The sequence below is a fragment of the Mycobacterium sp. E735 genome, assembly GCF_001666955.1.
GTDB lineage: Bacteria > Actinomycetota > Actinomycetes > Mycobacteriales > Mycobacteriaceae > Mycobacterium.
Genome location: NZ_LZIX01000297.1, coordinates 1 through 11,491, shown reverse-complemented (window position 1 = coordinate 11,491; position 11,491 = coordinate 1). Strand labels below are relative to the sequence as shown.

The following is an 11,491-nucleotide window of genomic DNA, read 5'->3' as shown; positions in this document are numbered from 1 at the left end:
ACCATCCAGCGCGGCTCCAGCCACTCCGACCGCAGCAACTTGTAGAGCAGGTCAGTACTGATGTTTCCCGACCCGACAATGGCCACACTCGCCTTAGCCGGCATCTGACGCTCCTTTTGCGAAGCTCGCTATTTAAGTCCGACGACTTAATCCGAGACTATTCGAATGACAAATGAACAGATCCCAGGCCCGTGAAGTCGGCCACAAAATCGTCGCCGGCGTGCGCGTCGATCGCGCGCATACACGAGCCCGGAAGTACCAAGTCGCCTTTGCGCAACCGCACGCCGAAGCCCTCCACCTTGCGGGCCAGCCAGGCCACCGCGGTGAGGGGGTTGCCGAGCACCGCGTCGGTGCGGCCCTTGGCGACGACCTCGCCGTTGCAGCTGAGGACCGCATCGATCCCTTTGATGTCGACGTCGCCCGGGGAGACGCGCGCCTTGCCCAGCACGAAGCCCGCCGACGACGCGTTGTCGGCGATGGTGTCGCACAACTCGATCTTCCAGTCGGTGATCCGGGTGTCGATCAACTCGATCGACGGGACCAGCGCCTCGGTGGCCGCCAGCACGTCGTCCTCCGTGCAGTCGGCTCCCGGCAGGTCGGCGTTGAGGATGAAGCCGACCTCCACCTCGACCCGGGGCCACAGGTAGCGGCTCGCCTTAACCGGGGTGTCTTCGAACAATTGCATCTCGTCGAGCAAATGCCCGTAGTCCGGCTCGTCGACCCCCATCATCTGCTGGATCGCCTTCGACGACAGGCCGACCTTATGGCCCAACACGCGGGCTCCCTCGGCCACCCGCTGGCGGATGTTGATCAGCTGGATCTCATAGGCGTCGACGACGTCGATCTCCGGATGAGCGGCGGTCAGCGGAGCGATCGGTGAGCGGCTCCGCTCAGCCTGCGCCAGGTCGGCAGCAAGCTCGTCTCGTGTCGCAACACTGAGCATCTGCAGAAGTCCCCTCGTTCGTGTGACCGGCCCAGTAGCGCCCGGCCCGGGCAATTCTATAACGTGTTCTACATGACAGCACAGGAGCTCGACGTCGTCGTGGTCGGCAGCGGCGGAGCCGGCATGGTAGCTGCGCTTACCGCCGCTCACCGGGGCCTTTCCACAGTAGTCATCGAGAAGGCTGCGCACTTCGGCGGCTCGACCGCCCGCTCGGGTGGGGGCGTCTGGATTCCCAACAACGAGGTGCTCAAGCGTGACGGCGTCCGGGACAACCCGGAGGCGGCCCGGACCTACCTGCACGGCATCGTCGGCAACGTCGTCGAGCCGGAACGCATCGACACGTACCTCGAGCGCGGACCCGAGATGCTCTCGTTCGTGCTGAAGCACACCCCGCTGAAGATGTGCTGGGTTCCGCGCTACTCCGACTACTACCCGGAGGCGCCGGGCGGTCGCGCCGAGGGACGTTCGATCGAGCCGAAGCCGTTCGACGCGCGCAAGCTGGGCGCCGACATGCCCGGGCTCGAGCCGGCATACGGCAAGGTGCCGCTCAACGTCGTTGTGATGCAACAGGATTACGTGCGGCTGAACCAGCTGAAGCGCCACCCTCGGGGTGTGCTGCGCAGCCTGAAGGTCGGCGCCCGCACGATGTGGGCGAAGGCGACCGGTAAGAACCTCGTCGGCATGGGCCGGGCGTTGATCGGCCCGCTGCGGATCGGGTTGCAGCAGGCCGGGGTCCCGGTGCTGCTCAACACCGCGCTCACCGACCTGTACGTCGAGGACGGCGTCGTGCGCGGAGTCTACGTTCGCGACACCGGCGCGTCGGAGTCGTCGGAGCCGCGGCTGATCCGGGCGCGGCGCGGGGTGATCCTCGCCTCCGGTGGTTTCGAGCACAACGAGCAGATGCGGGTGAAGTATCAGCGCGCGCCGATCACCACCGAGTGGACCGTCGGCGCCAAGGACAACACCGGTGATGGCATCGTCGCCGCCGAAAAGCTCGGCGCCGCACTCGAACTGATGGAAGACGCCTGGTGGGGCCCGACCGTGCCGCTGGTGGGCGCGCCGTGGTTCGCGTTGTCCGAGCGCAATTCGCCGGGATCGATCATCGTCAACATGTCGGGCAAGCGGTTCATGAACGAGTCGATGCCCTACGTCGAGGCCTGCCACCACATGTACGGCGGAGAATTCGGCCAGGGCCCCGGGCCGGGCGAGAACATTCCGGCGTGGCTGGTGTTCGACCAGCAATACCGCGACCGCTACATCTTCGCGGGATTGCAGCCGGGACAACGCATTCCCCGCAAGTGGCTGGAGTCGGGGGTCATCATCTCCGCCGACACCCTCGAGGAGCTGGCGCAGAAGGCCGGCCTGCCGGTCGCGGACTTCACCGCGACGGTGGCGCGATTCAACGGCTTCGCCAGGTCCGGCGTCGACGAAGACTTCCACCGCGGCGAGAGCGCGTACGACCGTTACTACGGCGACCCGACGAACAAGCCGAATCCCAACCTGGGTGAGCTCGCCCACGCTCCGTACTACGCCGCCAAGATGGTGCCCGGTGACCTGGGCACCAAGGGCGGCGTCCGCACCGACGTCCACGGCCGTGCGCTGCGCGACGACGGCTCGATCATCGAAGGCCTTTACGCCGCAGGCAATGTCAGCGCCCCGGTGATGGGTCACACCTACCCGGGTCCGGGCGGGACCATCGGCCCGGCGATGACGTTCGGCTACTTGGCCGCGCTGCACATTGCGGGGGAACGCTGATGCCCATCGATGTAGACGTCGCACTGGCCGCCGAGCTGGACCCGATCGATTTCTCGTGGACGAGCAGCGACGTGCAGCTCTACCACTTGGCGTTGGGCGCCGGCAAGGATCCGATGGATCCACGCGAACTGCGTTACCTGGTTGACGACACACCGCAGGTGCTGCCGACGTTCGGCAACGTGGCGGCGTCCTTTCACATGACCAAACCGCCGATCGTGCAATTCCCCGGCATCGACATCGAGCTGGGCAAGGTGCTGCACGCCAGCGAGCGGGTGGAGGTGCCCGGCCCGCTGCCGCCGTCGGGTTCGGCCCGCGCCGTCACCCGGTTCACCGACATCTGGGACAAGGGCAAGGCCGCGGTGATCTGGAGTGAGACGACCGTCAGCGCGCCCGACGGCACGCTGCTGTGGACGCAGCGGCGGTCCATCTTCGCCCGCGGTGAGGGCGGATTCGGCGGCGAGCGTGGGCCGTCGACGTCGGACGCCGCGCCGGACCGGGCGCCCGACGTGGAGGTGGCGGTGCCGCTCCTGCCGCAGCAGGCGCTGCTCTACCGGCTGTGCGGCGACCGCAACCCGCTGCACTCCGACCCGGATTTCGCAGCGGCCAATGGCTTTTCGCAACCGATCCTGCACGGCCTGTGCACCTACGGCATGACGTGCAAGGCCATCGTCGACACGCTGCTGGACGGTGACGCCGGCGCGGTGGCCGCGTACGGCGCGCGCTTCGCCGGCGTGGCGTTCCCGGGCGAGACGCTGCGCGTCAACCTGTGGAAAGAGGACGGCCGTTTCGTGGCTAGCGTTGTCGCGCCTTCGCGCGACAACGCCGCGGTGCTCAGCGGCGTCGAGCTGGTCCCCGCGTAGCGGCTTTGCGCCGGGCGGACTACCGCTAGACGGCGCAATATGCTTTCGTCCTTTCATGGTCGCTGAAGGGCAGTCGCCCGAGCCGCGTGCGGCCGACGAGCGAACCGCACTGCGGAGCATGCCGATATTCGCCGATATCGACGACGAACAACTCGACCTGCTCACGAAGACCGTAGGTCGCCAGCACGTTCTCGCCAACGAGTGGCTCTTTCACCTTGGGGACCCGTCGGACGCAATCTATGTAATCGCCTCGGGGCGATTCGCGGCCATCGGCATCGACGGACAGGTGCTTCGTGAGATGGCGTCCGGTGACTCGATCGGAGACCTGGGCGTGATCACCGGCGCCGCTCGCTCGGCCGGAGTACGAGCCCTTCGGGACGGCGTCGTCTGGAGGATCGCCGCTGACGCGTTCAGCGAGGTGCTCGCCAAGGCGCCGCAATTGCAATCGGCGATGTTCCGAGCGATGGCGGTAATGCTTCGCGAGTCACGAGCCGCCACCGTCTCTCGCGGTCGGCGGGTCGTCGGCGTGGTGTCGACCGGGGATGCGGTTGCCATGCCGATCATCGAGGCGATCGCGACTCGGCTGAGATCGCACGGTCGGGCGGCCGTCGTCGCGCCGCCGGTCGAAACGACGGCGGCGGCCAATCATTACGGCGAGCTCGTCGAAGCGTTCAGCGAGACCCTCGACCGCGTCGAGCGGAGCAACGATTGGGTGTTGCTGGTGGCCGACCGGGGCTCGGGCGACAGCTGGCGACGCTATGTCACCGCGCAGAGCGACCGAGTCGTGGTCCTTGCCGATCAAACCCATCCGCCGGCCACGCTCGAACCACCGGTGACGCAAGGGCCGGTCCACCTGGTCACTTGTGGCGTCGTGCCGGACCCGAGCTGGTGGGATCTGCTGCAGCCCGTATCGCATCACCCCGCCGACGACGACGGAATCGGCGCGCTGGCCCGCAGAATCACCGGGCGCTCTATCGGTCTCGTGCTGGGGGGCGGGGGCGCGCGGGGCCTCGCGCATTACGGCGTCTACGAAGAGCTCACGCGGGCGGGCATCGTCATCGACCGGTTCGGCGGAACCAGTTCCGGTGCCCTCGCCGCCGCCACCTTCGCGTTGGGGCTGGACGCGCGGGATTGCACCGCGGCGGCGCGGAAGTACGTTGCCGAGACCAGGCCGGTCAGCGACTACACGATCCCTGCGATAGCCCTCACCCGAGGTCGCCGTGTCGACCGTCTGATAGAGGGATTCTTCGGCAGCACCACCCTGATCGAGCACCTGCCGAGGGAGTTCTTCTCCGTCTCCACCGACATCATCACGGGCGAACAGATCATCCATCGCCGTGGGCTGCTGTGGGTCGCCGTGCGCGCATCGATCTCGATACCCGGTCTCCTGCCGCCGGTGCAACATCGCGAGCGGCTGCTCGTGGACGGCGGATTGATGAACATCCTCCCGGCCGACGTGATGTGTGCCGACCCCGACGGCGAAGTGATATGCGTCGATCTGCGCACGACGTGGGTGCCGTCGAAGGGCTTTGGCCCGCTGCCGGCGAAGCTTCAGCCTCCCGCGTTCGTCCGGCGGCTCGTGACAGGCACGGATGCGGCCCTGCCTCCGCTGCAAGACACGTTGCTTCGCAGCGTCGAACTCGCGGCACCCAAGTGGAACCTGCGCGAGCTCCCCCGGGTCACGGCGATCATCGAGCCTGACGTCTCGGCGATCGGTCCACTGGACTTCAAAAACATCGACGCCGCCCTGCAAGCCGGGCGGAAAGCGGCCCGGGCCGCACTCGAAGCGCAGCCGACGCTCGTTCGCTGAGCGTCGGATACGATTACCCCTGCAGCTAACAGCTCAGCACGTTCAGATGGCAGACGCTTAGTGTGTGCACAGAGTGGTCAGGGCGGGCGTGGCACTCAACGACGGGTCTCGCTCGCACACCCTGCCGTTCGAGTGCGGCGAGGTCGTTAAGCCATGCGCCCCGATTGGTTGAACAAGCCGCTGGCCAATCTGGTCATGCACTTGAACGGCGGCGAGAAGCTCGTGCCGATCTTCGATCAACTATTCGTCGGCCGTCAGTGCGCGGGCATCGACGAAGCGCGCCGGCTGGTTATCCAGGACCCGAACATCTCCCGTAACCACCTCGAGATCCGTCTCGACGTCGTAACCGACCGGGCCTACCTCATCGACACCAGCACCAACGGAACGTTGCTCAACGGCATGCCGCTGGAACGCGCCGTGCAGGTCCCCATCAAGCCCGACGACCAGATCTCGATCGGCGACGTCGTGCTGATCTTCCGATCGGACCGGTTCAATGCAGCGGGGTTGACCAACACCAGCCCGACCCTGACCCGGATCGCCGAGGAGACCATGGTGATGGTGGTCGGCGATATCACCAACTACTCGACGATCTCGGAGGTCACCGACAACCGGGTGATCGCCCAGAGCCTGAACTATCTGTGGCACGACCTCAACCAGGTGCTGCGCGCCCACCGCGGCACGCTCAACCACTACGCCGGCGATGCGCTGTATGCCGTCTGGGAGCTGCGGACGATTCCAAAGGCCAATGAGCTCGCGATCGACTTCGCGCTCGCCGCGAACCGGAGGGTCGAGGAGCTCGGGCCCACCCTCCCCCTGCGGAGCCCGGACGGCTCGCCGATCCGCATGGGCTGGGGGGTGGTGCAGGGCCGGGCCGCGATCGCCGCGATGACGAGAACGGTCACGGCCGTGATTGGCGACGCGACCAACGTGGCGTTCCGGCTGGCCGGCATCGCCGGGCGGGCCGGGCGCCCGGCCGTGATGGTCAGCAGCCGCGTGCGCGATGCCGTTGAGCCGGAATATGTCTGGGGCCACTCGGAGCAGGTCGAGATCAAGGGCCGGCGCGGCATGGAGACCGTGTATTCGGTCGGCGCGCGTTCTTAGCCGACTGCCGTCGAGTGTGCGGCAGGCCGCACAGTCGAACGCGAACGTGCGGCAGGCCGCACACTCGAACGCGAATGGCAGCGTTAGCCGAGGATGAGGCCTGACGTGGGCACGCCGGTTCCCGCGGTGACGAGGACGTGCTCGACGTCGGGGACCGGGTTGACCGAGGTCCCGCGCAATTGCCGGACACCCTCCGCGATTCCGTTCATCCCGTGGATGTAGGCCTCACCGAGCTGGCCGCCGTGGGTATTGATCGGCAGCCGACCGCCCACCTCGACCGCGCCGTTGGCGATGAAGTCTTTGGCCTCGCCCTTGGCGCAGAATCCCAACTCCTCCAACTGAATCAGTGTGAACGGAGTGAAGTGGTCGTAGATCACGGCGGTCTGAATATCGTCCGGCTTCAGGCCCGATTGCTGCCAGAGCTGCTTGCCGACCACACCCATCTCGGGCAGGCCGAGTTCGGAGCGGTAGTAGCTCACCATGGTGTACTGGTCGGGGCTGGCGCCCTGGGCCGCCGCCTCGATGACGGCGGGCCGCTGCTTGAGGTCTCGCGCCCGCTCCACCGAGGTCACCACGAGGGCCACCGCGCCGTCGGTCTCCTGGCAGCAGTCCAGCAGCCGCAACGGCTCGGCGATCCACCGCGAATTCTGGTGGTCGTCAATGGTTATCGGCTTCTCGTAGAAGTACGCCTTCGGGTTCTTGGCCGCGTGCTTGCGGTCTGCGACCGAGATGGCGCCGAAGTCACGGCTGGTGGCACCGGACCAGTGCATGTACCGCTGCGCGATCATGGCCACCTGCGCGGCCGGTGTCGAAAGGCCATGCGGATACGAGAAGGAGTTGTCGGCTGCCGTCGAATCGGCCTGTGCCCCAGGGGTCCCCGCGAGGCGACTTTGCACCTGACCGAAACGCTGGCCGGACCGTTCGTTGAACGCGCGGTAGGCCACCACGACGTCCGCCAGCCCGGTCGCGACGGCCGCTGCTGCGTGTGCGACGGTCCCGCACGCCGCACCGCCGCCGTAACCCGTCTGCGCGAAGAATCTCAGGTCGCCGATGCCGGTCGCACGCGCCACCGCGGTCTCGTTGTTGCTGTCCATCGTGAAGGTGGTGAGGCCGTCGACGTCCGACGGCTTGAGGCCCGCGTCGTCGAGCGCATCCAGAACCGCCTCGGCCGCCAGGCGCAGCTCGCTTCGGCCGGAATTCTTCGAGAAGTCGGTGGCACCGATGCCGACGATGGCGGCCTTACCCGACAACATTAAGCGTCCCCAATCGTGAGCGTGGCGGTCGCGATGACGTGGTCACCAAGGCTGTTGCGGCCGAACACCTTCACGGTGATCAACCCGTCTTCCACCGCGGTCACCTCACCTGAGAAGGTGATGGTGTCGTAGGCGTACCACGGCACGCCCAGCCGCAGACCGATCGACTTGATCATCGCGGTCGGCCCGGCCCAGTCGGTCAGGAAGCGCTGTACCAGCCCGGTGTCGGTGAGGATGTTGACGAAGATATCCTTCGATCCCTTGGCCTGGGCCAGATCCCGGTCGTGGTGCACGTCCTGAAAGTCGCGGGTGGCGATGGCCGTCGAGATGATGAAGGTGGGCGTGCCTTCGATCTTGAGCTCGGGCAGCTTCGTACCCACTTCGACGACGGGCGCACTCATGCTTGGGGCTCCCATGCGTACAGGGTCCATTCCGGGCCGGACTCACCGGCGGGAAAGTCGATATAGGTTGCGCGAACAGGCATTCCGATCTTCACCGCGGCAGGGTCCACCCCGCGCAGCTCGCCCAGCATCCGGACCCCTTCCTCGAGTTCGACCAGGGCGATCACGAAGGGCAGCGTGCGCCCGGGAACCTTGGGCGCGTGGTGCACTACGAAGCTGTACACCGTGCCCGTGCCGCCGGCCACCACAAAGTCGATCGGCTGCTCTTTGTCCTGCCACACCGCCGGCACCGGCGGGTGCTGCAGACTGCCGTCGGGCCGCCGCTGAATGCGCAGCTCGTGTGCCTTGACACCCTCCCAGAAGAACGCGGTGTCCCGGGAAACCGCCGGGCGCATCAGGGCGTCGGCGTCCAAATCCTCGGGAATCGAAGACCGCGCCGTCTCGGATGTCTCGCGCGGCTTGAATTTGAGTATGCGCCATGCCATCTCGGCGACATCCTCGTCACCGACGCGCCAGGTGATGTGCTGGTTGATGAACCAGCCTTCGCCGAGAGCGGTCTGTTTTGGCCCGACCACGTCACGCATCTCGGAGTGCACGGTCACCCGCTCGCCGGGACGCAGATACCGGTGGTAGGTCTGCTCGCAGTTGGTGGCGACCACGCCGACATAGCCTGCGCCGTCGAACAATTCCATGATCGGACCCATGGGATCGTCCGTCGGACGCTCGCCGCCCAGTCCGAACATCGTCCACACCTGGATCATCGCCGGGGGCGCGACAAGTCCGGGATGACCGGCGGCCTTGGCCGCGGCCTCGTCGACGTAGATCGGGTTGCGGTCGCCCAGCGCCTCGACCCAGTTGTTGATGATCGGCTGGTTGACCGGATCCCGGCCCGTGCGGGGTGCGGCGACGACAGTGGACGTGATCTCGGCGACAGCCTTCTTGATGTCGTCCGTGTCGGTCATCGAGGGACCCTCGGCACTTTGAGGCCTGCCGCCGCGATCATTTCTCGCATGACTTCGTTGACGCCTCCACCGAAGGTGATGACCAGGTTGCGCTTGGTTTGCGAGTCCAGCCAGTTCAGCAGCTCCGCGGTGTCCGAGTCGGCCGCGTTGCCATACTTGCCGACGATCTCCTCGGCGAGCCGGCCGATGTACTGGATCCGCTCGGTGCCAAAGACTTTCGTGGCGGCGGCGTCGGCCATGTTGATGTCTTCACCGGCCGCGGCCACCTGCCAGTTGAGCAGCTCGTTGATTCGCCACATCGCGTGGATCTCACCGAGGGCCCGCTTGACGTCCTGGTGGTCGATCGGGGTGATCCCGTCGCTGCCCGGCTTGGACGCCCAGGCGTGCAAGCGGTCGTAGATGCCGGCCGTGCGGCCCGCGGGGCCGAGCATGACACGTTCGTTGTTGAGCTGAGTGGTGATGAGCCGCCAGCCGCCGTTCTCCTCGCCGACCAGCATGTCGGCGGGCACCCGCACGTCGTTGTAGTAGGTGGCGTTGGTGTGGTGGGCGCCGTCGGACAGGATGATCGGCGTCCAGGAGAACCCGGGATCCTTCGTGTCCACGATCAGGATCGAAATGCCCTTGTGTTTAACGGCTTCCGGGTCGGTGCGGCAGGCCAGCCAGATGTAGTCGGCGTCGTGTCCGCCGGTGGTCCACATCTTCTGGCCGTTGACGATGTACTCGTCGCCCTGACGGACGGCGGTCGTCCGCAGGGACGCCAGGTCGGTGCCGGCCTCGGGCTCGCTGTAACCGATCGCGAAGTGCACCTCGCCCGCCAAGATCGCCGGCAGGAACTTCTTTTTCTGCGCTTCGCTGCCGAACTGCTGCAGCGTCGGCCCGACGGTCTGCAGCGTGACCGCGGGCAGCGGAACGTCGGCCCGATGCGCCTCGTTGACGAAGATCGACTGCTCGATGGGCCCGAAGCCCAAGCCGCCGAACTCTTTTGGCCACCCCACCCCGAGCTTGCCGTCGCGGCCCATCCGCCGGATCACCGCGCGGTAGGCCTCGTTGTGCCGGTCCTGCTCCATCGCCTTCATCTCGTCGGACGAGATCAGGTTCGAAAAGTACTCCCGCAGTTCCGCTTGCAGCTGACGCTGCTCCGGAGTGAGGTCTATGAACATTGCGCTCCCACCAGGTCGAGACGATGAGAAGAACCGCCCAGCAGCCGGGACAGGTCCTTGATCGTGGAGTAATACCGGTGCATCGGGTAGGTGATGTCCATGCCCATGCCACCGTGCAGGTGATGGCAGGTCTGCATCACCGGCGGGGCCTGCGAAGTGATCCAGTAGCCGAGCACGTCCAGGTCGTCGTCGGCGTCCCGGCCTTCGGACAGCCGCCACACCACCGACTTGGCCGCCAAATCGATGGTGCGCGAGGCGATGTAGACCTCCGCCAGCTGCGCCGCCACCGTCTGGAACGTGGACAGCGGCTTGCCGAACTGCTTGCGGTTGGCCACGTAGTCCGCGGTGAGGCGCAGCGCCCCGGCCACCAGCCCGTCGGCGTAGGCGCCGACGGCCGCCAAGGCGAGCTGATTGACCCGATGCGCCTGGGCGCCGGCGAGCACATCGGAGTCGCCGACAGCGACGTCGGCGAACGTGACGCTGTACTCGTCCGCACCGTTCGATGTCGGCGTCTTGACCACCGCCACACCGTCGGCCTTCGGCGACACCACCACGACCGCGCTGTCCGCGGTCACGACCATCCAGTCGGCGGATTCGGCATACGGCACAGCCACTTTGGTGCCCGACAGCCGGCCGTCGGCGAAGGTGGTCGACGGCCGGTCGGGCAACGCGGCGCCGGGCTCGTTCAGCGCGGCCGTCAGCACGCCGCCCTTGGCGACCGTGGCCAGGAACCGGTCCTGTTGTTCATCGGACGCCAGGTCAAGCAGCGGCGCCACGCCGAAGCCGAGGGTGGCCAGCGCCGGCGTGATGGCGCCGTGGCGGCCTATCTCGGTGAGCACCGTGGCGACCTCGGGCAGGCCGACGCCGTCGCCGCCGAGGCGCTCGGGCACCGGCAGCGCCGTCACCCCGCCGCTGACCAACGCGTCCCAGCCGAGGTCCCGATCCAGAACGGACGTCACCACATCCGCGACGGCTTGTTGCGTCGCAGTGAGATTGAAGTCCATCAGGACGTCACCGCGGTCTTGCCGGTGTAGTCCACCTGCCAATGCTTGATTCCGTTGAGCCAGCCCGACCGCAGCCGCTCGGGCTCGCCGACCGGCTTGAGGTCCGGCATGTGATCGGCGACCGCGTTGAAGATGAGGGTGATGGTCATGCGGGCCAGGTTCGCGCCGATGCAGTAGTGGGCGCCGGTGCCACCGAACCCGACGTGGGGGTTCGGGTCGCGCAGGATGTTGAAGGCGTGCGG

Annotated in this window: 10 protein-coding genes and 2 pseudogenes; 4 read left to right on the top strand and 8 right to left on the bottom strand. The window is 66.9% G+C overall.

Annotated elements, in window-relative coordinates; genetic code table 11:
* A pseudogene (locus A5704_RS28580) lies at nucleotides 1-104 on the bottom strand (acetaldehyde dehydrogenase (acetylating)); the annotation flags it as partial.
* Between the two features lie 53 nt (nucleotides 105-157).
* On the bottom strand, nucleotides 158-943 hold the full coding sequence (locus A5704_RS24290; RefSeq protein ID WP_067891499.1) for a 2-keto-4-pentenoate hydratase: 786 nt from the start codon (nucleotides 941-943) through the stop codon (nucleotides 158-160).
* Between the two features lie 72 nt (nucleotides 944-1,015).
* On the opposite strand from A5704_RS24290, the gene kstD reads away from it, so the two are divergent.
* From kstD to A5704_RS24270, 4 genes are all read left to right on the top strand, one after another.
* Nucleotides 1,016-2,698 (top strand): 3-oxosteroid 1-dehydrogenase, encoded by a 1,683-nt coding sequence (kstD, locus tag A5704_RS24285; protein WP_067752400.1) that lies wholly within the window; start codon nucleotides 1,016-1,018, stop codon nucleotides 2,696-2,698.
* Entirely contained in the window at nucleotides 2,698-3,558 is an 861-nt protein-coding gene (locus tag A5704_RS24280; protein ID WP_067891496.1) for a MaoC/PaaZ C-terminal domain-containing protein, read from the top strand. Before kstD ends, A5704_RS24280 begins: the two co-directional genes overlap by 1 nt.
* 55 nt (nucleotides 3,559-3,613) lie before the next feature.
* Nucleotides 3,614-5,368 (top strand): patatin-like phospholipase family protein, encoded by a 1,755-nt coding sequence (locus A5704_RS24275; RefSeq protein ID WP_067891492.1) that lies wholly within the window; start codon nucleotides 3,614-3,616, stop codon nucleotides 5,366-5,368.
* 153 nt (nucleotides 5,369-5,521) lie between these two features.
* The gene (locus A5704_RS24270) at nucleotides 5,522-6,469 is read left to right on the top strand and encodes an adenylate/guanylate cyclase domain-containing protein (RefSeq protein ID WP_067891489.1); all 948 of its coding nucleotides are present in this window, start codon (nucleotides 5,522-5,524) and stop codon (nucleotides 6,467-6,469) included.
* A gap of 83 nt (nucleotides 6,470-6,552) precedes the next feature.
* Here the strand turns inward: A5704_RS24270 and A5704_RS24265 are convergent, their stop codons facing one another.
* The 6 genes and pseudogenes from A5704_RS24265 to A5704_RS24240 all read right to left on the bottom strand — a co-directional run.
* A complete protein-coding gene (locus A5704_RS24265) occupies nucleotides 6,553-7,722 on the bottom strand; it encodes a lipid-transfer protein (protein ID WP_067891486.1) in 1,170 nt (389 codons plus the stop codon).
* A complete protein-coding gene (locus A5704_RS24260; RefSeq protein ID WP_067752385.1) occupies nucleotides 7,722-8,123 on the bottom strand; it encodes a MaoC family dehydratase in 402 nt (133 codons plus the stop codon). Before A5704_RS24260 ends, A5704_RS24265 begins: the two co-directional genes overlap by 1 nt.
* Nucleotides 8,120-9,085, bottom strand: a complete 966-nt coding sequence (locus A5704_RS24255; RefSeq protein ID WP_067752382.1) for a bifunctional MaoC family dehydratase N-terminal/OB-fold nucleic acid binding domain-containing protein — start codon at nucleotides 9,083-9,085, stop codon at nucleotides 8,120-8,122. Before A5704_RS24255 ends, A5704_RS24260 begins: the two co-directional genes overlap by 4 nt.
* Nucleotides 9,082-10,245 (bottom strand): acyl-CoA dehydrogenase FadE29, encoded by a 1,164-nt coding sequence (gene fadE29 / locus A5704_RS24250; protein ID WP_067752379.1) that lies wholly within the window; start codon nucleotides 10,243-10,245, stop codon nucleotides 9,082-9,084. The genes A5704_RS24255 and fadE29 overlap by 4 nt, the downstream gene beginning before the upstream one ends.
* The gene (locus tag A5704_RS24245; RefSeq protein WP_067752376.1) at nucleotides 10,236-11,249 is read right to left on the bottom strand and encodes an acyl-CoA dehydrogenase family protein; all 1,014 of its coding nucleotides are present in this window, start codon (nucleotides 11,247-11,249) and stop codon (nucleotides 10,236-10,238) included. The genes fadE29 and A5704_RS24245 overlap by 10 nt, the downstream gene beginning before the upstream one ends.
* Nucleotides 11,249-11,491 (bottom strand): annotated as a pseudogene (locus A5704_RS24240) (steroid C27-monooxygenase); the annotation flags it as partial. The gene A5704_RS24245 and the pseudogene A5704_RS24240, both read right to left, overlap by 1 nt.